At 43.5% G+C, this 25,728-nt stretch carries 18 protein-coding genes; 3 read left to right on the plus strand and 15 right to left on the minus strand.

Going from position 1 to position 25,728, the window contains the following annotated elements; genetic code table 11:
• Positions 1–63: 63 nt before the first annotated feature.
• Positions 64–1,101 (plus strand): endonuclease/exonuclease/phosphatase family protein, encoded by a 1,038-nt coding sequence (locus EO130_RS03690; protein ID WP_127140178.1) that lies wholly within the window; start codon positions 64–66, stop codon positions 1,099–1,101.
• Between the two features lie 34 nt (positions 1,102–1,135).
• On the opposite strand, the gene EO130_RS03695 is transcribed toward EO130_RS03690, so the two are convergent.
• From EO130_RS03695 to uvrC, 8 genes are all read right to left on the minus strand, one after another.
• Positions 1,136–1,573: a hypothetical protein gene (locus EO130_RS03695; protein WP_127140179.1), complete on the minus strand. Its 438-nt coding sequence runs from the start codon at positions 1,571–1,573 to the stop codon at positions 1,136–1,138.
• Positions 1,574–1,668: 95 nt separating this feature from the next.
• Positions 1,669–4,923 carry a TonB-dependent receptor gene (locus tag EO130_RS03700; RefSeq protein ID WP_127140180.1) on the minus strand — a complete coding sequence of 1,085 codons (3,255 nt, stop codon included), beginning with the start codon at positions 4,921–4,923 and terminating at the stop codon, positions 1,669–1,671.
• A gap of 172 nt (positions 4,924–5,095) precedes the next feature.
• Positions 5,096–6,733 carry a glucose-6-phosphate isomerase gene (gene pgi / locus EO130_RS03705; RefSeq protein WP_127140181.1) on the minus strand — a complete coding sequence of 546 codons (1,638 nt, stop codon included), beginning with the start codon at positions 6,731–6,733 and terminating at the stop codon, positions 5,096–5,098.
• Positions 6,733–8,013 carry a M23 family metallopeptidase gene (locus tag EO130_RS03710; protein ID WP_127140182.1) on the minus strand — a complete coding sequence of 427 codons (1,281 nt, stop codon included), beginning with the start codon at positions 8,011–8,013 and terminating at the stop codon, positions 6,733–6,735. The genes pgi and EO130_RS03710 overlap by 1 nt, the downstream gene beginning before the upstream one ends.
• Before the next feature lie 7 nt (positions 8,014–8,020).
• Positions 8,021–8,995, minus strand: coding sequence for a tryptophan 2,3-dioxygenase family protein (locus EO130_RS03715; RefSeq protein ID WP_127140183.1), 975 nt, complete (start codon positions 8,993–8,995; stop codon positions 8,021–8,023).
• 10 nt (positions 8,996–9,005) lie between these two features.
• Positions 9,006–9,800, minus strand: a complete 795-nt coding sequence (locus EO130_RS03720; protein WP_127140184.1) for a DUF3108 domain-containing protein — start codon at positions 9,798–9,800, stop codon at positions 9,006–9,008.
• 326 nt (positions 9,801–10,126) lie between these two features.
• On the minus strand, positions 10,127–12,397 hold the full coding sequence (locus tag EO130_RS03725) for a patatin-like phospholipase family protein (protein WP_127140185.1): 2,271 nt from the start codon (positions 12,395–12,397) through the stop codon (positions 10,127–10,129).
• 3 nt (positions 12,398–12,400) lie between these two features.
• On the minus strand, positions 12,401–14,194 hold the full coding sequence (uvrC, locus tag EO130_RS03730; protein ID WP_127140186.1) for an excinuclease ABC subunit UvrC: 1,794 nt from the start codon (positions 14,192–14,194) through the stop codon (positions 12,401–12,403).
• Between the two features lie 482 nt (positions 14,195–14,676).
• On the opposite strand from uvrC, the gene EO130_RS03735 reads away from it, so the two are divergent.
• The gene (locus tag EO130_RS03735; RefSeq protein ID WP_127140187.1) at positions 14,677–15,240 is read left to right on the plus strand and encodes a 5-formyltetrahydrofolate cyclo-ligase; all 564 of its coding nucleotides are present in this window, start codon (positions 14,677–14,679) and stop codon (positions 15,238–15,240) included.
• Here EO130_RS03735 and EO130_RS03740 read toward each other — a convergent pair.
• The 4 genes from EO130_RS03740 to ileS form a co-directional block, all read right to left on the minus strand.
• A complete protein-coding gene (locus tag EO130_RS03740) occupies positions 15,228–15,878 on the minus strand; it encodes a lipoprotein signal peptidase (RefSeq protein WP_127140188.1) in 651 nt (216 codons plus the stop codon). The genes EO130_RS03735 and EO130_RS03740 overlap by 13 nt on opposite strands.
• A 34-nt stretch (positions 15,879–15,912) precedes the next feature.
• Positions 15,913–16,470, minus strand: coding sequence for a DUF4097 family beta strand repeat-containing protein (locus tag EO130_RS03745; protein WP_241244292.1), 558 nt, complete (start codon positions 16,468–16,470; stop codon positions 15,913–15,915).
• Between the two features lie 90 nt (positions 16,471–16,560).
• The gene (locus tag EO130_RS03750) at positions 16,561–16,944 is read right to left on the minus strand and encodes a TraR/DksA family transcriptional regulator (RefSeq protein WP_127140190.1); all 384 of its coding nucleotides are present in this window, start codon (positions 16,942–16,944) and stop codon (positions 16,561–16,563) included.
• A gap of 4 nt (positions 16,945–16,948) precedes the next feature.
• Positions 16,949–20,350 carry an isoleucine--tRNA ligase gene (gene ileS, locus EO130_RS03755; protein WP_127140191.1) on the minus strand — a complete coding sequence of 1,134 codons (3,402 nt, stop codon included), beginning with the start codon at positions 20,348–20,350 and terminating at the stop codon, positions 16,949–16,951.
• A 180-nt stretch (positions 20,351–20,530) separates the two neighbouring features.
• Here ileS and EO130_RS15535 point away from each other — a divergent pair, with 180 nt between their 5' ends.
• Entirely contained in the window at positions 20,531–20,845 is a 315-nt protein-coding gene (locus EO130_RS15535) for a hypothetical protein (RefSeq protein ID WP_206513125.1), read from the plus strand.
• A 184-nt stretch (positions 20,846–21,029) separates the two neighbouring features.
• On the opposite strand, the gene EO130_RS03765 is transcribed toward EO130_RS15535, so the two are convergent.
• From EO130_RS03765 to gdhA, 3 genes are all read right to left on the minus strand, one after another.
• Positions 21,030–23,450 carry a TonB-dependent receptor gene (locus tag EO130_RS03765; protein ID WP_127140192.1) on the minus strand — a complete coding sequence of 807 codons (2,421 nt, stop codon included), beginning with the start codon at positions 23,448–23,450 and terminating at the stop codon, positions 21,030–21,032.
• Between the two features lie 2 nt (positions 23,451–23,452).
• Positions 23,453–24,172 (minus strand): DNA repair protein RecO, encoded by a 720-nt coding sequence (gene recO, locus EO130_RS03770; protein WP_127140193.1) that lies wholly within the window; start codon positions 24,170–24,172, stop codon positions 23,453–23,455.
• A gap of 90 nt (positions 24,173–24,262) precedes the next feature.
• Positions 24,263–25,618: an NADP-specific glutamate dehydrogenase gene (gdhA, locus tag EO130_RS03775; protein WP_241244293.1), complete on the minus strand. Its 1,356-nt coding sequence runs from the start codon at positions 25,616–25,618 to the stop codon at positions 24,263–24,265.
• Positions 25,619–25,728: the final 110 nt, after the last annotated feature.

The following is a 25,728-nucleotide window of genomic DNA, read 5'->3' on the forward strand; positions in this document are numbered from 1 at the left end:
TGCTGTACAAATTGCAAGAAAGCGTACAATCTTACTTATTTTAGCTACAAAATCAAAATAGAAATGCGATTATTAATATGCCTACTTGTATTAATATCGACCTCACTTTATGGACAAAAGTCCAAGACTTACATCATTAGGACCGTTGCTTTTTACAACTGTGAAAACCTGTTCGACACGGTAAACGACTCCCTTACCTTTGATGACGACCGAACGCCCGAGGGTCGTTATCACTGGACCCAAGAGCGATATCTACAAAAGTTGGACAATCTCTCCCATGTGATTTCCCAAATAGGGGCAGACACCTCCAAAACCTCTCCGGACGTTGTAGGGCTTTGTGAGGTAGAAAATTTGGATGTGCTTGAAGATTTGGTCCAGCATCCGAATTTGCGGGACAAGGATTACGGTATCATCCATTTTGATTCCCCCGATGAGCGGGGCATCGATGTGGCATTGCTCTACAAAAAAGCTTCCTTTATTCCTTCATCCTTTAAAAGCCATAGGCTATTGTTATTTGATGATATGGGGGAACGTAAGTATACGAGAGATCAACTGGTGGTAGGCGGCACCATGGATGGGGAAAAACTCCATTTTGTGGTGAACCATTGGCCCTCGCGAAGAGGTGGTGCGGCCAGGAGCGAACCCTTTCGTGTACGGGCGGCATTGCTGAACAAGCGGATTATCGATTCCATACAAACGCTAGACCCAGATGCTAAAGTTATCGCCATGGGCGACTTAAACGACGACCCCATTGACAACAGTTTGAAAAACATCTTGAAAACCAAGGGGAAACCAAGGCAATTGGACAGCCTGGACCTGTACAACCCCATGGAAGCCCTTTATAAAAAAGGTATCGGCTCACTGGCTTATCAAGACAAATGGAATTTGTTCGACCAACTATTTTTTACGTCAAATTTGGTGACGGAAGACCGTAGCCATCTTTCGTTTTGGAAAGTAGGCATATTTGCACCCGCCTTTGTACGAACGGACCAAGGACGCTTTAAGGGCTATCCGCTACGCACCTATTCGGGAGGCTCGTACACAGCTGGGTACAGCGACCACTTTCCTGTGTATTTGTTTTTGTTGAAGATGGTGGAGTAAGATTCCCTCCTCCGCGGGAATGACAGTATACATTTTAAGCGAACCACTGTGCCCAAGGGATACGGCTCAAAATAAGCAGTAAACCTAGACCGTAAAAAATGGAAATGGTCTTGAACTTACGCTGGCTTTCCATCAACTTTTTGTGTCTGGACCATCCGATGGTGATCAATACCAAGGCAATGATGTTCGTAAATGGGTGTTCCACGGCCAATAGGCGTGCTGGAGCATTCAATCCACTCATTCCCAGGGTCTGTATGGCCTTGAGGCCATTGCCTGATACAAAATATAGGATGAGCCCGATCAACAACTGAATATGGCTCAGAATTAAGGCGAACAAACTGATTCGGAAGTCCTTTTGCAAAGTAAAATCCTTTTTGCCCAACCAGCCTGCTATCGCATTCACTACGGCAAGTACTAAAACGGCCAGCACCACATAGGCCAAATAAGAGTGTAGGTTCTTGATGATTTCCATTAGGTAGAATTTAAGTGGTTTAAAAATACGGAATTTTGGAGATAAAAAAAGCCCTTCGCGGTTGCGAAGGGCTTTTTCAACTAATTAAAAACTGATTAGTTGAACAAATATCTGATACCCACTTGGAGTCTCCAAGTATCCGCCAAGCTTGTAGAAGGCCTAAAGCTTTCTCTTGGCAATTCTGAAGTACCTGAAATGGTGTTCAATCTATAGATAGGCTCATTGTTGCCGTTTCTTCCTCTATAGTTCAACAAGTTGTTCTGGAATGCAAATTGTGGCACACCCCAATCCGAGTTGAACATGTTACCAATGTTCAAGAAGTCCATAGAAAGTTGGATCTTGTTTTTGGCATCCTTGGTCAAGTGGATGTCTTGGGTTATCCTCAAATCATATCGGTTTACCCATGGCAATTTGGCACCATTCCTTTCGGCCACTTGTCCTCGGTTCTCGCTCAAATACTCGTCTTGGGCGATGTAGTTGTTCAATGCATTGATCTGAGCTTGCTCAGTGATCAAGACTCCATCAGAAGTGTACTCCTCAAAGTTCAACTCCGAAGCATCATTTGGAATGTAGATCAATCTATTGGAGTTATCACCAAAGTTACCGGAATAGGTGTAGCTGAATCTACCGTTTTCACCACCTTGCCAGAATAAACCAATGGTGGTCTTATCGGTCTGGTAGTTCAAATTAGCGATAAAACGGTTCGGTTGATCAAAGGAAGCGAAACCTAATCTTGGATTATTTCTATCTTCCTGAACAGTTGCTGTCCACAAAGAACCTGCTTGAGATCCTCCTGCCGCATCCAAATCCCTTGCTCTTGATGCCGTGTAGGCAATCATAGCGTAGAATCCGTTATCGAACTGCTTCTGCAACTGGGCAGTAAAGGAATAATAATCTGGTTTTTCTTCAGCATTCGTCAACAAGAATACGTTTCTGAAATCCTCATCATTAGAGTATCCTCCATCCCAGTAAGGTCTTTGGTCTGGTCCGGCCAAAGTACCATCAGGGTCTCTAAGCACAGGGTTGTACACGATTGGGGTGGATACATCTTTGGAGTAGATGAAATCCAAAGTTGCTGTAACGCCCCATGGTAATTTCTGGTCTACACCAATGTTGGTTCTCCAAACTTGTGGAAGTTTAAAATCCCTATCGGTCAAGTTCAACTCATTGGAAAGTGTTTGACTTGGATTAGCTGGATTACCAAAAGTTACATCTGGATTGAAAACGTAGTTAGGCCCTAGGAAATCAACAACTTCATCTCCTTCAAAACCAAGTCCACCACGCACCACTCCAGATCCGTTCACCTGGTTGCTCAACCATACGAATGGAATACGGCCTGAGAAGATACCTGTACCACCACGTACTTGGGTTTTACCTTCTCCTTTAACGTCCCAGTTGAAACCAACCCTTGGTGACCACAGCGGTCTAACTTTAGGGAATTGGCTCACGTCAGGTGTAAACTGGTCTCCATTGCCGTCGGTAAAGGTTTTGTTCAAGTCATCCAAAAGGGTGTTTCTTGGAATATCTGTAGAATAGAAAGGGAAATCGATTCGCAATCCACCAGTAATCTTGAAGTTGTCGTTTACTTGGTACTCATCTTGGAAGTATACACCAAACTGACCGAAGTTAGTTTCATCTACTGGAGGAGTTGTAGATCCATCCAAAGCAAAACTCTTGGCAAAGGCATCAGGATAGGCTCCTGGTGTCTGGTTGATTACAGTTTCTACGAAACTGTCGTAGCTTGTAAATCTATAAAATCCGTTGAACACCGGGTTAAAGGCATTCTTAAAGCTCATCAACTCCAAGTTGGCACCAATAGTATAGGTGTGCTTTCCTGAGTAGATAGAAAAGTTATCTGTTACGTTGAATACGTTGTTCTCCAACAAGTTTCCTACAGTAAACAATTCGTTACCCAAAGCAGTGTAGTACAAAAGGTTTCCTGAGCTATCCGGCTCCAACACTTCTATGAACGGGAAGGCTTGACCACCTGGAATACCCCTTTTTGGATCGCTAATCGCGGTATAACCAATGTTCAACTGGTTGGACATATTGTCCGCTACCTTGGCGTTCCATTCACCTACCAATGACTCTACCAATCGATCGTTGGTATAGTTGGCATTGGCAAAAGTCATGGCTTCGATACCTTGTCTGCTAGTGTTTCTATAACGTGTAGGCAAGAAACGGTTAGAGTTACCGTTGATACGGACATCCTCAGAGGATTCGTACCTGTTGTATCGCAAAGAGAACTTGTTGTTCTGGTTCAAGTTGAAATCCAACCTGGCATTGAACCTTGTTTGTTCTGAAGCAAAAGGATAGTTTTCGTAAGGCCCTGTTTGGTAACCATAAAGGTTTAACATGCTTTCGCGCACGAAATCCAAATCCGAAGCAGGAACTCGAGAAATGGTCAATCCATCAGGAGCCAAACCTGGTCTGGAAGCTTGTCTTGTAAAGCCAGGAACGGCCTCACTCTCTTCTTCATAACTTACAAAGAAGAAAAGTTTGTCCTTAATAATCGGACCTCCAAGACTTACACCTTTAATGTCGTTTTGGGCATCACCTCTGTTCAATTCGATGTCACGCAATTTGTTACCTTGCATTTGATCGTTTCTCAGATAGTAATAAGCGGTACCTTTAAACTCGTTGGTACCGGATTTTGTAACCGCATTTACGGAAGCTCCCGTAAAACCAGCCAAACGAACATCAAATGGAGCAAGGTTTACCTGTACTTCTTCAATCGCATCCAAAGAAATAGGGTTGGAACCAGCAAACTGACCTGAACCTAGTCCGAAGTTATTGTTATAAATGTTTCCGTCGATTGTGTAGTTGTTGAACCTACTGGAAGTACCAGCGAAAGAAGTTCCGTTGGACTGTGGTGTCAACCTTGTAAAATCGTTGATACTCCTGCTAATGGTTGGAAGTGCATCGATTTTCTCTCTGGAAAGGTTAATGGAAGCACCTGTTCTATCAGGATCGATAATCTCGCCTCTCTGAGAAGTCAAGACCACTTCCTCCAATTCCATACCTTCAGACAAAGTTGCCTTTAGGTTAAAGCTTTGTCCCAATCCAAGATTGATTCCTTCAAAGGTTCTCTCCTGAAAACCTACGTAAGATACAACAACCTTGTAAGGACCACCAACCCTAAGGTTGGGTAGGTAAAATCTTCCCTCTTCGTTGGAAATGGCTCCATAAACCGTCCCGGAAGGGGTGTGGGTCGCGACAATATTCGCACCAAAAAGGGGTTCCCCCGATTGATCCGAAACTGTACCCTGCATACTCGAGGTGGTAACACCTTGTGCAAACGCCATCGCGGAAACAAGAACAGCCGCAATAGCCAAGTAGATTCTTTTCATTTAATTCAGTGTTTAAGTGTTTAATTAGCGCTGCAAATGTGATCCATTTTTGACACACTGCGATTAAGCCAAAGTTAAAATCATGCAAAAATACTTAACACTAAATTAACAATCCGAGATGTCTGGCAGACAATTGCTTAGATGTCCTGAAAGAATTTGAAAAAATGGCAATTTACTTCTTAAAATGGTGCAAAAGGTGCATTGTTGAGCTATCGTGTTTGCCAATTTCTGAATTCTCGATGTCCGATAAAATATTTTTGGCCAATTCCTTGCCCAATTCCACTCCCCATTGGTCGTAGCTAAAAATATTCCAGATTACCCCTTGAACGAATATTTTGTGTTCGTAAAGGGCAATCAAAGCACCTAGACTTTTCGGAGTCAATTTTTCAATCAAAATGGAGTTGGTTGGCTTGTTGCCTTCAAAAATTTTGAAGGGAAGCAATCTCTCCAAATCTTCACCTGATACCCCAGATGATTCCAGTTCTTTCCGTACCTCTTCGGCGGTTTTCCCGTTCATCAGCGCCTCAGTCTGGGCAAAATAGTTGGCCATCAACTTATTATGATGATCCACATCCCCGTGCAACGATTTTTTGTATCCAATAAAGTCCGTTGGGATCAATTTGGTCCCTTGGTGGATCAGTTGGAAAAATGCGTGCTGTGAATTGGTACCGGGTTCGCCCCAGATAATGGTGCCGGTTTCATAACCCACCCGATTTCCATTTCTGTCCATGCTCTTTCCATTGCTCTCCATAATCCCTTGCTGCAAGTAGGCTGAAAAACGGTGCAGGTATTGCGTATATGGAATAATGGCCTCAGTTTCGGCGCCATAAAAGTTATTGTACCAAACACTGATCAATCCCAGTAGCACAGGTATGTTATCTTGGAAAGGGGCCTCTTTAAAATGTACATCCATTTCGTGGGCTCCATCCAAAAGGGCTTCAAAGTTTTCATAACCTACAGATAAGGCAATTGAAAGTCCAACCGCACTCCACAGGGAAAATCTGCCTCCAACCCAATCCCACATGGGAAAGACATTGTCATCGGCAATACCAAATTCCTTGATTTTTTCCAGATTGGTGGATACCGCCACAAAATGATCGGCCACATCTTTTTCCGAGGCATTTTTGAGAAACCATTTTTTAATGGTCAAAGCATTGCTCAGTGTTTCCTGCGTCGTAAAGGATTTGGAAACAATGATAAAAAGGGTTGTTTCCGGATTGAGCTCTTTTAGCACTTCGTGAACCAAATCTCCGTCCACATTGCTCACAAAATGGGTTTTTAAGTCATTTTGATAATACTTTAAGGCCTCGGTGACCATTACCGGACCTAGATCTGACCCCCCAATGCCAATGTTCACAATATCGGTAAAGGCTTTTCCCGTATGTCCTTTGCGTTCTCCAGAAATGACCGCCTCGGAGAAGACCTTGATTTTTTCCTTTACCTCAAAAACCTCATCCACAATATTGGCGCCGTCCACAAGTACCTCCTCGCCTTTTTTGGCGCGTAGGGCTGTATGCAATACTGCCCTGCCTTCGGTCTGGTTGATAAGCTCCCCACCGAAATAACTATAAATGGCTCTTGGCAAACCTGCCACATTGGCAAGCTGTAGCAACAACTCCAAGGTTTCTTCGGTAATTCTATTCTTTGAATAGTCCACCAAGAAATCGTTCCATTGGATCGAAAACTTTTGTCCTCGACCTTCTCCTTTTGAAAAGAGTTCCCTTAAGTGTACGTTTTTTGTTTCTTGATAATGTTGTTGAAGCTTTTTCCAGGCTTTGGTGGTAGTGGGGTCAATTGCAGGTAGTGCCATTACTGGGTGTACGATATTAAGGTTTCTTCAGGTTCAGCTGGGCTTGGGTCCACAAATTCTATGCAGTCCAATTGTTCTTTTAACGGTGCAATATGCGCCATATAATCGGTTCGTAGGGAATCCGCAATGGGTTCGGCTTCTGGTAATTTTTCCCTTAAAGGGTCTACTTGCCTACCATTTTTCCAAAAACGATAACAAACATGGGGGCCACCGGTATTGCCCGTCATACCAACCCATCCGATTACATCGCCTTGGCGCACGAAATCACCTCTTTTAACTTTTTGGGCTTTCATGTGGAGATACTGTGTGCTGTAAATACTGTTATGCTTTATTTTCACATACTTCCCGTTTCCGCCCCTTCGGGTAGATTCTGTTACGGTTCCATCAGCGGTTGCTACAATGGGCGTACCTACAGGAGCGGCATAATCTGTTCCTTTGTGAGGTCTTACCTTGTAACCATAGTACGCAATACGTCTCTTGAGATTGTAGCGTGAGGACAATCTATATCCAAATTTGATAGGGGCCCTTAAAAAGGTGCTCCTTAAATTATTGGCATCTTGATCAAAATAATCCAAAATGTTGTTCACGCTGTCGGCCACGTAGGGAAATGCATAGATCGTTCTTCCCTTGTGCTCAAATAGGGCTGCTTTTATGGGGCCTCGACCTGCATACACGGTGTCGTTGATGTAACGTTCATCAAAGACCACCTTGAACTTATCCCCTTTTTCCAGTCGGAAGAAGTCGATGGTCCAGGCATATATTTCGGATAACCCAATGGTCACGCCATAATCTACGCCCAAATTGTCCATGGCTTCGGATAAGCTACTATTGATGACTCCGCCTACCTCGCGCTCGCGCAACGTGACCTTTCTTTTGTTCTTGTAGGCGACCGCACTATCGCGTAGGTCCACTACGGTATAGTTTATCTTATCGTTTTGATAGATAAAAACCTCTGCCACTTCGGAAGTGTCTTTGGATTTTAGAATGAGATAGGGCTTGCCTACCATGATTTTTCGAACATCGAAAGTGTCCCTGTACTTTTCGGAAATAGCTGCGATTTTGGGGTAGTCCACTTTGTTTTTGAGCATGAGTTCGCCAAAACTGTCACCATTTCGCACAGTATCGTGAACTACATTGAACTCATCCAGATTAAAACCGTAGTGCAGTTTTGGAAGCTTTTCAATCACTTCCACCTTTGCCACTTCTTCAACTGGCTCTCTAGTTTGTTTGCATGATGCCAACACAGTCAGCACCACAATTGCCCCAATAATTCTCCGCATTTCTCTTCTATTCCTTGTATTCTTTTTTTGCTGGGTTAAACACATGGTCTACCCATTGTTTTCCCCAAGTATCCAACTCTTCTTTGGAATGCAAAGTTGGAAAAAAAATTATTTTCTGGAAACTGGGCGGCAAATAGTCCTTCCAATTGGTGCCCCCGGTTGCCTCTACATCCTTGCCTTCCCTTGCCAAATACCGATGCGCCGAACCCATGTGCATTAGTGGCCAATTCACGTTGGCATTCAGATCTAATTGTTTTAACGCTGAAATCAGCTCTTCATTGCATCGGGATGCATCGGGAAGTTGTAAATATTTATGGTATACTGTACTGTTCTTCACCTGATTGGCTATTCGCAACAGTCGTGGGGTGTATCGCACCTCAAACTGTTTCAAGGTGAGGGTCTTTTCGCCTGTTTCCAAATCCGTAGCGCCCTTTTTCCAATACACATGCTCAAAAAGTTCTTCGATGCTGTTTTCCGATGAAAATGAATCACGCTCAGAGGGGTGGACCATAAGCTCCAAGGGTGTGGCGTAGAATTCGATCATTCGATATTGTGCTGACTGGAATCCGCTCGCCGGGAGCAATGCCATCCGGTAACGGAGGAACTGCTCGCGCTCCATTCCTTTGATCATGATGCTGAACGAAGAAATCAACGCCTTAAAATAACTATTGATTCTTCGGACCTTTTCTATAAAAAAAGCTACATCCTGAGATTTATCCTCTACAATCTGTTTTTCTTCGTGAAGGATGAGCTTAAAGTACAATTCGGTAATCTGGTGGTACATGATGAAGATTTCTTCATCGGGGAAATGCGTTCGTGGTACCTGAAGGCTGAGCAGGGTATCCAGATGGATGTAATCCCAATACGTGAGGTATCTTTCGTACAACAACCCATCGAGATAGGAGCTCAGGTCCTGGCCCGAGTTCTTGTACTTTTCCTCTAACTTATTGATTTGGGAAGCGATTTTTGCATCCTTGTCCATGAATATCGAACTAATCCATTATTATTTTAAACTGGTTCTTCAGTCCATTATAGCCATCCAAATCGGCCTTTAGGGACCCTACTGCCAAATCGGCCTTTATTCTAATGGGAATTTTGTTCCAATCGTTGGAAACCCAAAGCGTAAGACTCTCCTTTTCCTTAAAAACCCGACCGGATTGAACCAACGGCCTAAATTTAAGACATTCCACCTTGCCAAACTTGGTACGGATGATTTCTTTTCCCAAATATTTCAATTGGAACCTGAATACGCCGTCATCATCAAAGAGCATATCCAAGTCAATGGCCTCTCCTTCTTCAAACTCTTCTAGGTTATAGTTGCTCCTTAAATAGTAAGAAGCGGAAATCAGATCTTGGATTTGATCATGTATTTTAAAATCCTGCCGCGTTCCGTTTTTGTTATCGATCAAAAGAGCTTTTCTCTTGTCATAATCAAATTCTATTTCAATATCCTTGGTATATCCTCCTTCATCAATTTTTCTGATGAATTTGTAAGGCTTACCGTGTTCCTTGCCAAAATAACTTTCATAGGTGTCATCCACCTTAAAAAAGATACTGGCAAATCCAGTGGTTTTACCCCTGCCCACCACGTGGTACACCGGAACGCCGTTGAGCTCCTCAGAGGTGAGGTGCATGGTAGCATAGCTTGCATTTAGAATACCATAGTGTATCCTAAATTTTAACCACTCCCCTGGTTTAAAAGCTGGCTGTGAACTCTGTCCCACTATGGGAAGGGCCATTACAAGCAGGAGTAGGGCGATAATAGTCTTTTTCAAATGCAATTTCATGGTCATAAAATTAGTAAAATCACGTTAAGGGGCCACGCTGTTCACATATACTTAAACAAAACTTATTCCAAAATAGTATAAACAAAAAAAAGCCCAGTCTCGAGACTGGGCTTTTCCTAAATAACCAACCAAACTTTAAATTATGAAAAACCAATACTTAAAGTTATAAGGGAACCACCCCTTATGTGGGTCAAAGATACGGCAAGCTTTTTCAGAAAAAAGTGATTTTAACGGACTTTAACTAAACCCCTAAGATATTGATTGGTTTTGGTTGTTTTTTTGACAAATTATTAAGAAAACCGGGCTGTTCGATCACATGATTTTCACTAAAACCAATACCCCACACTAAAGAAAACATTGCTCGAATCAATTTCGGGAGACCATGAATAAAACACTTGTATGGGACCCAAAAAGGATTCAAACCCATATCCGATTCCATATCCGGAAAAACTAGGTTCTTCAAACCAGTCCCCCGTACGGAAAAGGTCGTCCGCTACATTTGCGTAATTGGCCGTGAACAAGGCATGGTGCTTGGGAGCAAAACGGTAATCCAACCGGCCCAATCCCTTGATATAACTATTGCCGGGCAAACTCAGGAAATCATATCCAAAAAAGGGCATAAAATTGTTCACAAAATCGTTCCCGAAACCCCCTAACACAAAATCAAAGGAAGCCACTTGAGATGTTCCCAGTTTGAAACCCGTATCGGCCTCCAAGGTAACGCTCAAATTATGCAAAGGGGAAAAAACCCCTCCAAACTCACCTTTCGCCACGGCAAATTCCGAGAAATTATCATTGTAATCGGAGGAAAATGCATAAAAATGGAAATCTCCATCAAACAGAAGTCCCTTGGTCGGAAAATATTTGTCGTCGTAGGTATCCAGCTTTATTTGGGAGTAAGCACTAAAGTAGTTGGAGTTTTCAAAATTGGTCCGCCGATTACCCGTGGAGTTCATTCCCAACTCTGCGTTCTCCTCCAATTGTCCCAATGTCCTCGTGCTATAATTCAAAAACTTGTGTTCCGCACCAATGGTAAAGGCAAATTCTTCTTTTATAAAAGTTTGAAGGTATACTTGGTTGGTAAGGTCGGTAACATCAATATTAATCCTTTGGATGCTGGGGTCGTTGGGCACATCAAAATTACCTTGGATCAATGAAAAATCGGTTTCGGCATCAAAATCCGTTAAGGTGGAATTTATGCCAAAGCTCCAGTAGAATCCTTTGTCCAAATAATATTGCATGTTGTACCGAATGTGGTCCCCAAGAATGAAATCAAAAGAGGCCACATCATCCTTCATCAAGAAATTCTTTTTGGTAAGATTGATCAAAGCAGCACTTTTGTACAGATCATCGTAGTGTGCCGACATTTTGATAAACATTTTGGTCGGATCTTCCTTGAGTTTCAAAATGAGGTCCGTGCCCAGACCGTTAGAAATGAGGTCGTACCGAATGGCCATAAAGTTTCCTGTGGCAGAAAGGTTATTGATTCCTTGTCGCAGGTCATCGAAGGAAATTTTTTCAGCAAGATTAAATCGCAATTTTCCTTTGATATAGCCTCGAGTATATTGCTCGTTACCTTCAATAATCATCCGGTTTATGGTTAAGCTATCCACCATTTTTATGGTTTTTCTAGGTGCTGGTGAACCCTTTTGGCTTTCCGCAATTTGTTTGAGCTCATCTAGCTTTTGTCTGGCAGCGGCCTCTCCGTTCTTCACGATTTGGTTGCCCTTTTCAAAATCGATTACCGAAAACTCATCAATCTCTGGACGGATATAGACATCGGTTTGTTTCGATTTCTTTTTCATGTCATTCACGGTTCGGTAATTATTGATCTGCAACAAAATTTCGGTTGCAGAGGAAAGCGATTCCCTAGTGACCAAATCGTGTTGCACATCCACCCCAATGATTAAATCGGCACCCATCTCCCTCACCTGACCTATGGGATAATTGTTCACCACCCCACCATCGATCAATATTTGACCGTCGATTTCTGCAGGTTCAAAAAGGGAAGGAAAGGTTCCGCTGGCCACAATGGCCTCAGGAAGATATCCGTTGTCCAATAAAACCTCCTCTCCGGTCTCTACGTTGGTGGCTATGCACACAAATGGGGTAGGCAACTTTTTGAAATCCTCCACATCCTTTACGTGGTAAAGCAATTGGACCAATAAATTATAAATGTTCTGGCCACCAGAAATGGCCTGGGGAAAGGAAACCTTGAAGTTTTCGAAAGGCAAGGACAGTGCATATCGTTCGGAATCTTCTTTCTCGTAAAAGGTCTTGGCGCTCCGTGGCACGTTATCTTGAATCAAATCCGTAAAATCCGTGCTTCTAAAAATGGAGTCCAGCTGTGCTGCGGAATATCCAGAAGCATAAAGAGCCCCGACAATGGCTCCCATACTGGTGCCGCCAATGTAATCCACCTTGATTCCTGCTTCCTCGATAACTTTTAACACTCCAATATGGGCAAGACCTTTAGCGCCTCCACCACTTAAAACAAGCCCCACCTTGGGTGGTTTGCTTTCTAAGGGTTCCTGTGCCCAAACCGCCCCGCAGAGGAAGGCAAAAAATATAGATAGATAAATGGCCTTGTTCCGCATAATTTATGGATGAAATGTTTTATAGATTTTTTTTGCCTTGGATGCGCCAACGCTCTCGGTCAATTTTTCAATTGAGGCCTCTTTAATCCGTTTGACCGATTTAAAGCTCTTAAGCAGTTGCTCCGCTGTTTTTTCGCCAACTCCCTCAATATTTACCAATTCGGAACCGATCGCACCCTTGCTCCGTTTGTTTCGGTGATGGGTTATTCCGAATCGGTGCGCTTCGTTACGGAGCTGTTGGATTATTTTGAGGGATTCCGACCTCTTGTCCAAATATAAGGGAACAGGGTCGTCCGGAAAATAAATCTCCTCCAATCGCTTCGCAATTCCAATGATGGCAATCTTTCCCCTCAGCCCCAAAACCTCCAAACTCTTCAGCGCGGATGACAATTGCCCTTTGCCCCCATCGATTACTATAAGTTGCGGTAGAGGCTCTTCTTCGTTGAGCAATCGCTTGTACCGTCGGAAAACCACTTCTTCCATACTGGCAAAATCGTCCGGACCTTCCACAGTTTTGATATTAAAATGGCGATAATCCTTTTTGGAGGGCTTGCCATCTTTAAAAACCACGCATGCCGCGACGGGATTGCTTCCTTGGATGTTGGAGTTGTCAAAGCATTCAATGTGTCGAGGTTCCTCGGACAATCGCAGATCTGCTTTCATCTGCTGCATGATCCGATTCGTATGCCTATCGGGATCCGTAATCTTAATCTGTTTCAATCTATCCTGCCGGTAATATCTGGCATTGCGCTCCGACAGATCGAGAATGCGGCGTTTATCGCCCAACTTTGGAAGTGTAATCTTAAGGTCTTCCTCGACAGTAACGGCAAACGGCAAATACACCTCTTTGGATTGGGATTTGAATCGCTGGCGGATTTCCGTGATGGCCAACTGGAGTAATTCCTCATCCGTTTCTTCCAGTTTCTTTTTGATTTCAAGGGTATGTGAGCGAACTATGGCCCCATGGGAAATCTGCAAAAAGTTGATGTAGGCATGGGTCTTGTCAGAAATAATCGAAAACACATCCACGTTATTAATCTTCGGATTCACCACGGTAGATTTGGCCTGATAGTTTTCCAGTACATCGATTTTGTCCTTGACCCGTTGTGCCTTCTCGAACTCCATCTCCTCTGCAAATGCCTTCATTTGCTGCTTGAAGGTTTGAATGGAGCTTTTAAAATTTCCTTTTATGATTTGCCGAATGGCCTCGATTTGATCGTGATAGTCTTTCTCACTCTGAAAACCTTCACATGGTCCTGCGCAATTCCCCAAATGATAATCCAGGCATACCTTATATTTCCCAGCTTCTATTTTTTCTTCTGACAGGTCGTAGTTACAGGTGCGCAGCGGGTAAAGGCTCTTCACCAAGTCCAAGAGGGTACGTACCGTTTTCATGCTCGTGTACGGGCCATAATATTCCGAGCCGTCCTTGATGAGCTTGCGTGTGGAAAAGACGCGGGGAAACCGTTCGTTTTTGATACATATCCAAGGGTAGGACTTATCGTCCTTGAGCAGCACGTTGTAGCGGGGCAACAGTTTTTTGATCAGGTTGTTCTCCAACAACAACGCATCCGACTCGGTGGGCACCACAATATGTTTTATGGAACGGATTTTTTTGACGAGCACCCGGGTTTTCCCATAGTCCTGTTTTTTGTTGAAGTAAGAGGATACCCTCTTCTTCAAATTTTTGGCCTTCCCCACATACAATATCTTTCCATCGGCATCATAAAACTGATACACGCCTGGATTATCGGGAAGGGCGCTTAATTGAACTTGTAAGGATGCCGATTTGGACATAGGAGTTCCGTAAAATGTGCTTTTTTTGACGTTTTAACAAAGTTATATTTTAATTGCAGTGATAATTGTTAAACTTGATCAATTCCTGTTTTGAGTTCATATTTGCACATTCTGATCTGACGGATGGCCCAAAACTCCATAAAACCAATAGGTTAACCCATATATTCCCTCAAACAAAAAACTAGGGTTTTTCCCTAAAAAAACTATGGAAAACCTATAATTCCATGTTAAGCTAAGGGAACAATCTGTTAAACTGTTGCTAAAAAAAGTGCATTTCATCGATAAAAACTGCATTTCATGGTAAATTTTTCAATTGTTTTACTTACATTTAACCATATAAATACAATCCTATGGAAAACTATATCATCGTTTTGGGAATGTACTTGATTTTGATGCTTTTCTTCAAAATCTTCTTCTCCGTTGCTACCAAGGGAGAATAATTATGCAGTACCCCCGAAAACCCCAAATTCTTCAGCATTTTTATGTTGAAAAGTGAGCTTAGAAAAAAATACATTCGTCTTAGAACAGAACTTACAGCGGAGCACTCTTACGATTTAAGTTTAGTTCTGGCTAACAATATACTTCAAATCCCTATCTGGGATTTTTTTTATTACCACATATTTCTCAGCATCGAAGAAAAGAAAGAGGTGGACACACTACCCTTGATTACCCTCTTACAAGGAAAAGACAAGAACGTTGTGGTCCCTAAAGTGATTGGCAAAACGGCCATGGCCAACTATTTACTTACCGATACCACCTCATTGAAGAAAAGTGCTTGGGGCGTTCCCGAACCCGTGGAGGGCATTGAGGTCCCAGAAAATAAAATCGATGTGGTTTTTGTCCCATTAATGGCTTTTGACACATTGGGTAACCGAGTGGGATACGGTAAAGGGTTTTATGACGGATTTTTGGGAAAATGTCGTAAAGAGACCATCAAAATTGGACTTTCCTTGTTCGATGCGGAACAGGAGCCCATTACGGACGTACATGAAAACGATGTGAAATTGGATTATTGTGTGACCCCTGAACGCACTTACACGTTTTGATCACCAGAATCTTCCCTTTTTTCCTCCTGCTTAGGAAACGCCTTTTTATTAAAAACAATCAAAATACCGACCCCGGTACTTATGGCCGTATCAGCAATATTGAAAACAGGCTCAAAAAACCGGAAACGTCTCCCTCCTAGTGAGGGCACCCAGTCCGGCCAAGTTGTATCGACTAAAGGAAAGTAAAGCATATCGACTACTTTACCATGAAAAAGGCTTCCATAAGGCTTTTCAGCAAACAGGGTCGCTACCTGTCCGTTGCTGTGATCAAAAATAATCCCGTAGAAAACCGAATCAATAATGTTACCCACCGCACCGGCAAAAATGAGGGAAACGGCCAAAATCAATGTTCGGGGCGATTGCTTTTTAATGATATCCCACAACCAATAGCCAATTCCAAAAACAGCAAAGATTCGGAAAATGGTCAGAACCAGTTTCCCTACCCGCTCGGAAATAGGCAATAGATCGCTCAATTTGGTGCCCCAGGCTGCCCCTTCATTTTCAATAAACAGTATTTTGAACCAACTGAACACTTCATGGGCTTCGCCTAAAACAAAACTGGTCTTGATATAGATTTTGCTGATCTGGTCCACCAAAAGGATCAGAATAATAATGAGAAGGGACTTTTTCAGGTTCATGCTTGTACTAAAAAGGATTGCAAAAATATGGATATTATTTTGTTTTCTTGAGGATGATGTCCCCTTCTATCGTCTTCAGCACAAATTGATTATCGCCAGACGGTATCGACTCCTTGCTTACCTTGCCGTATACACTTTCCGCGAGAATATCCCCACTAGATGTGGACAGTAATATATCCCCGTTTTGAGTGGTTACTTGAACAGATTCGGAGATATCTTCCAAAGTACATCGCCCATCGGAGAGTGTTACGTCCAATTTGCTGTATGCCCCCGAGGCGTACAAATTGGTATTGGTCCCGAACACATCAACGCTTTTATAGGCTGGGACCCATACCTCCAAAGCAATGGAAACCACTTTGTGTGCACTCAGCTTGTCATTTGGGTTGATAAAAAGGGGTTGGAAATCAGCACTGATCATGGCCGTGGTGCCACTTTGTTCAATAGAAATAAGCAAATCTTTGGCATACTCCCCTTCCATGCTTGCAGAGACTTGCACCTCATCGGAATCGATGGTCTTCAGATTAATACGATAGCAATACTGGGCATCAATTTGTATGGTTTCTGTTCTGGGACCGATATACGCTTTTCTCACCAACTTTTGCGCGTGAACGGTCACGAGCGCAAAAAAAACCATCAAAAACAACAACGCCCTCATATAGAAAAACGCCCGTAGGCGTTTGGATTATTTCTGCATATTCTTCGCCTCGATGCTCAATGTGGCATGTGGCACTAGCTTCAAGCGCTCCTTGTTGATGAGCTTTCCGGTAATCCTGCAGATACCATAGGTCTTGTTCTCGATACGCAACAAGGCATTTTTAAGGTCTCGGATAAACTTTTCCTGGCGGATGGCCAATTGGGTATTCGCTTCCTTGCTCATGGTTTCGGAACCCTCTTCAAATGCCTTAAAGGTAGGCGAGGTATCATCGGTACCATTATTGCCATCGTTCATGTAAGAACTTTTCAAGAGCTCCAAATGCTTTTTGGCCTTCTCCATTTTTTCCTCGATCAAGACCCTGAATTCGGCAAGGTCCTTGTCGGAGTATCTAACTTTTGCTTCTTCTGCCATTTTCTTAATGTTTTTGAATAAACAATTTTGTGTTCACCTCATCAAAGGCGATCGCTACACCTTCTTCAAGATTTTCCTCAAAGTTGAGCTCGGCGGTCAGGGTTTCCGTTTTGATGTAGTCCACATTACTGGAAACCGCGTTTTCCACTAGGCCGTCTTTCAATATCTTAATGTCAATTTTATCGGTTACCTCGAACCCTGATTCCTTTCTCAGGTTCTGGATTCGGTTGACCAATTCCCTGGCAATGCCCTCTTTTTTCAAGGTTTCGTCGATGGTTACGTCCAACGCTACGGTCAAAGGGCCTGAGCTGGCCACCAACCAACCTTCAATATCCTGGGAATTTATCTCTACATCGGTTAACTGTAAATTAACGGTTTTATTTTCCAATTGTAGCATTAATTCTCCCTCACGCTCCATTTTTTGGATATCCTCTTGGCCCAAAGTTGATACTTGGGCAGCAATCGCTTTCATATCCTTACCAAATTTGGGGCCCAATACCTTAAAGTTGGGTTTTATCTGCTTCACCAGCACTCCCGAAGCATCGTCCAACATCTCAATCTCTTTCACGTTCACTTCCGATTTCACCAAATTGGAAACGGCTTCAATATCCCTTCGCTGCTCCTCATCAAGAACAGGAATCATGATTTTTTGAAGCGGTTGACGCACTTTTATCTTTTCCTTTTGACGGATGGAAAGCACCAAGGAAGAGATTTTTTGAGCCAATTGCATCTTGCGTTCCAAATCCTTGTTCACCATACTGGCGTCAAACACAGGGAATTCTGCCAAATGCACGCTCTCATAACCTTCTTTTTGGGTGGTTGCATCCAAATCGCGGTACAATTGGTCCATGAAGAAAGGAGCAATGGGAGCAGACAGTTTCGCAACGGTCGTCAAACAGGTGTAAAGCGTTTGATAGGCCGAAATCTTATCTTTTTGATAATCGCCTTTCCAGAAACGTCTTCTGCTCAATCGAACATACCAGTTACTGAGGTTTTCCTGAACATAATCAGAAATCATTCTGGCGGCCCGAGTTGCCTCATAATCGCCATACGCCTCATCCACATTATTGATCAAGGTATGGAGCTCGGACAAGATCCATTGATCGATCTCTGGCCTCTCTTTTAGTGGAATATCGGCTTCGGAATAATCAAACTCGTCAATATTGGCATAAAGCGCCATAAACGAGTAGGTATTGTAAAGGGTTCCGAAGAACTTTCGCTTTACCTCCACTACGCCTTCTATATCAAACTTGAGGTTGTCCCAAGGATTGGCATTGGAAATCATGTACCAGCGTGTGGCATCTGGACCGTGTTCTGGTAATACCTCGAATGGGTCCACCGCGTTACCCAAACGTTTGGACATCTTTTTGCCCTCTTTATCCAGTACAAGCCCGTTGGAAACCACATTTTTGTATGCGATGCTATCAAAAACCATGGTCCCGATCGCATGCAATGTATAGAACCAACCACGGGTCTGGTCCACTCCTTCGGCGATAAAATTGGCCGGGAATGCCACTCCATCATCAATAAGCTCCCTATTTTCGAAAGGATAGTGCCATTGAGCGTAGGGCATGGAACCACTATCGAACCAAACGTCGATAAGGTCGGCCTCACGCTTCATGGGTTGCCCCGATGGCGACACCAAAGTGATACCGTCCACAATATTCTTGTGAAGATCAATTTTATCGTAGTTTTCCTCGCTCATATCGCCTACCACAAAATCCTCGAACACATCCTTGTCCATCACTCCAGCTTCTACAGCTTTTGCCATTTCTGACTTCAACTCTTCCACGGAACCAACAATCAATTCCTCCTTGCCATCCTCTGTTCTCCAGATGGGTAGTGGAATACCCCAATATCTGGAACGGGAAAGGTTCCAATCGTTAGCATTGGCCAACCAATTGCCAAAACGGCCTTCACCAGTGGATTTTGGCTTCCAGTTGATGGATTGGTTCAACTCAAACATACGGTCCTTAACATCGGTTACCTTAATGAACCATGAGTTCAAGGGATAATACAATATAGGCTTGTCCGTACGCCAACAATTGGGATAGCTGTGTACGTATTTCTCGACCTTAAAGGCCTTGTTTTCGGTTTTTAGTTTGATGGCAATCTCAACATCGATAGACTTTTCGGGCGCTTGGCCATCTTCGTAGTATTCGTTCTTTACATATTTGCCACCAAATTCCTTGAGTTCTGGTCTAAACTTCCCTTGAAGGTCTACCAAGGGAACGGGATTGCCGTTTTCGTCTAAGACCAACATGGGAGGGACCTCTGGGGTGGCCTGTTTTGCTACCAAGGCATCATCTGCACCAAAAGTGGGCGCAGTATGCACGATTCCCGTACCGTCTTCCGTAGTTACAAAATCCCCAGAAATCACCCGAAATGCGTTTTCTGGGTTTTGGTAGGGCTGTACGTAGTCAATCAATTGTTCGTACTGAATGCCCACCAAGTCTTTGCCTGCAAACGTTTCTCCAACCAAATAGGGAATCTTTTTGTCTCCTTCTTGGAACGATTTCAACTCCTCTTCTGTTTCCACTTGGGTAAACTTTCCGGAAAAGTTATAGTTCACCAGATTTTTGGCCAGCACTACATTGATCGGCTCAAACGTATATTGGTTATACGATCGTACCAAAACATACTCAATCTTTGGCCCTACGGTCAATGCGGTATTTGATGGGATTGTCCACGGAGTGGTTGTCCAGGCCAAAAAGTAAATATCTCCATCAACTTTCTTCAAGAAATCGGGTAGCGAATCGGTTTTGGCCTTGAACTGTGCGGTCACCGTGGTATCCGTCACATCCTGATAGGTTCCAGGTTGATTCAGCTCATGCGAACTCAACCCAGTCCCCGCCTTGGGCGAATAGGGCTGAATAGTGTAGCCCTTATAAATAAGTCCTTTGTCGTAAATCTGTTTGAGCAGCCACCAAACGGATTCCATGTACTTGGGCTTGTAGGTAATATAAGGATCATCCATATCCACCCAATAGCCCACTTTTTCGGTCATTTCGTTCCAAACATCTGTATACCGCATCACCGCCTTTTTACATGCAGCGTTATACTCCTCTACGGATATTTTGGTCCCGATATCTTCTTTGGTGATGCCAAGCTCTTTTTCCACACCGATTTCCACGGGAAGGCCATGGGTATCCCAACCAGCCTTTCGCTTTACCTGAAATCCTTTCATGGTTTTGTACCGTGGGAAGATATCCTTTATGGTACGTGCCATTACGTGGTGAATCCCTGGCATTCCGTTTGCGGATGGAGGGCCTTCGAAAAACACATAGCTTTCTTTGCCTTCCCTTGTGGAAACGCTCTTTTCAAAAATCTTTTTGTCCTTCCAAAAGTCAAGAATGTTCTCCGATACCTTTGGTAAATCCAATCCCTTATATTCCGCAAACTTCATATACTGCTTCTTCTACTAGAATTCAAGTTTGCAAAATTATAAATTTAAGTGGAATTAAGCCCTGCCTTTTGGCATTAGAATTCACATAATTCCCTTAACCTAAATATGATATGCACCAAATCACAGCTTTACATTAAATTGGCTATATTCCCTTTCTATTAACACGTAACCATTAGTAACATGAAAAAAGTATTGATTGCCGCCATGGCATTAACCGTATCGATGTCAGTGATGACCTCTTGTAAGGATACCAAGGACAAGGCCGAAAAGGCTTCCGAGGAAGCTGCCAAGAGCTTGGAGGAGGCCGGCGATGACCTGGAAAAAGCTGCGGATGATGCGGCCGACGCTATGGAAAAAGCGGGCAAAGATGCCAAAGAAATGGGTGAAAAGGCCTTGGATAGCCTTAAAAAGGCAGGTGAAGAAACCATGGATGCCGCTGAAAAAGCCGGCGAAGAAATGAAAGAGGCCGCCAAAAAGGCCATTGATAGCATCTAAGTTTTTTTGAAAAACTCCAAAAAGAAGAGGGTGTCTAAAAAGTGGTAATATTTGAACTTTGTCAGGTTGAGCGCCCGCCTGCGGCAGGCAGGCAGTCGAAATCCTTTCATTATCAATGTGTCTTAAGTTCTCGACTGCGCTCGAACTGACAGGTAAACTGCTTTTTAGACAACCTCTTTATTTTTTAGAAAATGTACCCCAACCCCAAGATCAAGTTGGTCCCCGGGGCGGCAATACCCGAAGAATACATCCGATACCGCTGGTTCGTCATGTTTTCCAAACTTACCGAAGCCTTCAAGGCATTGGTAATTTGGTATTGCAACCTGAAATTTAAGGTATACCAGGACGGGGAAAATGGATTTCCATTGACATCGCTTGCGTAAATGAATGTTTTGCTCTGTTCGGACAGGGCTAAATCATCATTGCTAATCTCTCCATTATAATTGACAAAAACATCTGCTTTCAACTTCTGGTTTTCCCAGATCAAATGGACATCCCCAAAGGTAGGGGCGGCATGTCGCGAGGGGCTATCGGTGCCGCTATCATCCTCTTCGACACCTTCGGTTAACGTAAGGTTTGAAACCAGCGATAAGTACTCGTTAAAATAGGCTTCCAGTCCGAATTCAAAACCATAAACATAGGCCTTGGCTGCGTTTTGGATGGCCTGCACATTGCTTGGCTCCCCGTTGTATTCGATTTCGGTTTGACCTCCAAAGGAAAAATCCCTTCGTACCAAGGCATCTACCAAATAAGTGTAATAGGCAGTTCCTTTAAGCACCAAGACATCATTGAAATTTTTTCGAACCCCTAGCTCGCCATTGTAGGCATATTCGGGTTCTAAATTGGGGTTGGGCACTACCACGGAACCAGGCTCGGAATCAAAAATTTTTCCAATATCATCAATGTTCGGGGCCCTAAAACCGGTGGATCCATTCAAAGTGACCTGTAAATCTTCACGCGGGAACCAACTCATGCCCAAACTTCCAGTTAAGGCACCTGTAACAATATCAGCCTTGTCAAAAGGGAATGGGTAAAATGTGGTATCGAAGGTGGCATCGACCCAAACCTGACTGTAACGTATCCCGGATAACAGGGAAAGATTGGGTTTTAAACGGTATTCTCCGTTCACGTAGCCGGCCAAGGTCTGCCAAGTGGACCCGTCTGGGTATCTAGATGCGGTTTCCTGTACCTCGTTGGTTTCTATATTGCGGACGTTTCCTTGGGAATTTACTTTATTGAAGACGTATTCAGCGCCATAATACAAATTGAGGGCTCCTATTTTTTTGTTCTCGAAATCCAAGTTTACGGATAATGCATCCACTTTTTCCTTTGTTGAATAAAGTTCTGGATCTTGAAAACTCCTGTCATTTCGGCTTTCTTCAAAAAATTGATAGGCCGTCGTCAGTTTAACGCCATCATAAAACTTGTTCTTTCCTTTTTGGGTAATCTGAAAATTTCCCATGAACCATTTTTGGGGGCCGTAATACCATTCCGCCGAGCGCAGGCCTTCCCCATCCCTACTTGGCCGTATCAATCTATCATATCTGTCATAATCCGAGGTTTCGGAATAATATAGTCCCAAATCATAGTTCCAGGCACTATTGGGCCTGTAGGTAAACTTTTGAAGGAAATTCACTTGGTCATAGCCCGAGCTGACCTGTTTCTTTGGGTTCTCATTGGCGACGAGGACATCCGTCCCATTCTGTCGAACCACAAAATTGGGACGCAAATAGGATTCGGGACCATGTTCGCCCATTTTCAAATCATCAAAACTATTGTAGGTGAAACTCGTGTAGGAAGCCCATTTCTCCTTACCCAAATTGAAATCCACATGGGCCGTGTTTTCGTTATTGGCTGATGAATAACGATAATTTACATTTCCGGAGATCGCCAAACTATCTGTAAAAGAAAAACGGGGTTGTTGAGTGTAAAAATTCATAACGCCACCAATGGCATCGCTACCATAAATCACAGAGCCAGGGCCAAAGGTGACTTCTGTTTTTTTGACGGTAAATGGGTCGATGGATATGACATTTTGAAGATTTCCTCCCCTAAAAATGGCGTTATTCATCCGAACACCGTCCACAGAAAGCAAAATGCGGTTGGTAGCAAAACCCCTGATCATAGGGCTACCTCCGCCCAACTGACTTTTCTGAACAAAGATTTTTCCACTGTTTTGAAGTAAGTCAGCCGAGGTTTGCGGGGCCGTAAAAGCAATGCTTTTGGCATCAAAAGTTTCAATTTTCTGCGGAATATCCTTTTTCTGCTGTTCCCACTTGGATATGGACATGACCACCTCCTGAAGTTCTTCGGTTTTAAGATCTAAATACACACGGTAGCCCCGACGTTCTATTTGGGCCTTTGTGGCAATGTACGTCTGATAGCTGATATGCTTGAAGGTAATTTTTTCATCTAAATCAAAAATGGCAAGGTTAGCTTTTCCATCCACATCGGTTATGGTCGATTTGCTCTGATCCTTATTGAAAATGGCAATATTGTCCACAGGAACACCACTATCGGCGTCCAACACAGTAACGTCTTGGGCAAAAATTGTTAAGGATGCAAAAAACAGGATTAGGGTTAAGGTTGATTTTAGGTATTGCATTTTTACGAAAAAACAGCATTTAATACGGCGAGGGACTTTGGTTCGCGGAATCCATGCACGTGCAAACGATAATATTGGATCATTGTTTTCAAGAGTTCCCGCCTGTTTGACTTAGTTAGTTGTATTGCTTGTAATGCATCAAAATTCGTGCCTAAAAACTTCTTGAAATTTTCCAAATTTTCATTCTGAATCAAGGGATTAAGCGACGGGGTTTCGCAGAAGCTGCCCTCCAAAAGGTCGAAAAACGTCGAGTTCTGATTAGATGTATCTGGATAAAAGCCCAAATACTTGCTAAGATTCAGCAAAAAGAGAATATGAAAATTGGGCGATAGCTCGTGGGCGTCCATCCATTGCAGGGCATATTCCAAGTAGTTGAAAAGACCTTCGTCCTGTTCCTGCTCTTGGATGCTGTTCCCCAACATTTCGGCCAAAAAAAGTACTATACTATTCTTGATGACATCGGTATGTAAGGTGCGGTACGGCACGGCCACCTTAACATCGCGTAAACTCTCCAAGCTTCCCTTGTTCCGGTGATTGGCCACAATTTCCAGTTGTGTTAAAGGCATAAAATAAGCCGCTCGAATCTTTGCTTTTTTGGAAGCCAGCACCCCTTTGAGCAAATATGACTTCACACCGTCCGATTGTGTGAATGCGCGAACAATGAGACTGGTGTCCCCATATTTTAGGGTAGATAGCACTATGGCTTTTGTTGTGATTTGCATGGGCCAATAAAAAAAGCAGTTACCAGAAGTGTAAATGTAACCACTCCTTCTGGTAACTGCTAACCAAAAACCATTCGCGATGGTCTATATTTAGATGACGCCTTGAGCCAGCATGGCATCGGCAACTTTCACGAAGCCCGCTATATTGGCGCCTTTCACATAATTGCAATATCCATTTTCCTCTTGTCCGTATTGTACGCAGGCATCATGGATGTCGGACATAATTCCTTTCAATCGTTTGTCCACCTCTTCCCTCGTCCAGCTGATACGCAACGAGTTCTGGCTCATCTCCAATCCGGAAGTGGCCACACCTCCAGCGTTGGATGCCTTACCAGGTGCGAACAAAATCTCTGCGTCGTGGAACGCATGTATGGCTTCAGGAGTTGAAGGCATATTGGCACCTTCGGCCACTGCGATACATCCATTTTTGATCAAGGTTTTGGCATCATCCCCATCCAACTCGTTTTGGGTGGCACAAGGCAATGCAATATCACAGGCCACTTTCCATGGAGTCTCCCCTTTATGGAATTCTGCAGATGGATATTTGTCTACATACTCGGAGATACGTCCTCGTTTGTTGTTTTTCAAGTCCATCACAAAAGCCAATTTTTCCTCGTCAATACCGTCCTTGTCGTAGATATAACCTCCAGAGTCGGAAAGCGTCAAAACAGTTCCTCCCAAATGCAACACTTTTTCAGCAGCATATTGGGCCACATTACCCGATCCAGAAATCACAACTTTCTTCCCTTCGAAGGTTTCGTTCTTGGTTTTCAACATGCTATCGGCAAAGTATACGGTTCCGTAGCCTGTTGCCTCGGGACGAATCAATGAACCACCCCATGAAAGACCCTTACCGGTCAATACCCCGGTAAACTCGTTTCGGATTTTCTTGTACATTCCGAATAGGAAGCCAATTTCGCGCGCGCCCACACCAATATCCCCAGCGGGAATATCTGTGTTTGGCCCAATGTGTCGGCAAAGCTCCGTCATAAATGCATGGCAAAAACGCATGATCTCATCGTCGGATTTGCCTTTTGGGTCAAAATCGGAACCTCCTTTACCACCTCCCATGGGAAGAGTCGTCAAACTATTTTTGAATACCTGCTCAAAGGCCAAAAACTTAAGCACGCTGGCATTTACGGTCGGGTGAAAACGCAGACCGCCTTTGTACGGACCAATGGCAGAGTTCATTTGAATACGGTAGCCACGGTTTACGTGGATTTCGCCATTATCATCTACCCAAGCCACCCGGAACGAAATCAATCGCTCTGGCTCCACCATTCTCAACAAGATGTTTTTTCCATGATAAATGTCGTGCTGAACAATGTAAGGTATTACCGTTTCGGCTACCTCTTGCACGGCTTGTATGAATTCAGGCTCATGTCCATTTCTGGAAATCACCTCATCCATAAACACTTTTACTTTATCTTCTATTTTTTCTTCCATATACAGGCTAGGATTTGTAGTCTTTCCGCTAAGCGAAAAGCACTATTTTATTGATTTATGAATTTGAAGGCAAAATTATGGTATTTCAATAATTTGAATATTTATTTTTT

Source organism: Flagellimonas marinaquae, assembly GCF_003992675.1.
In the GTDB taxonomy this organism is placed as follows: Bacteria; Bacteroidota; Bacteroidia; order Flavobacteriales; family Flavobacteriaceae; genus Flagellimonas; species Flagellimonas marinaquae.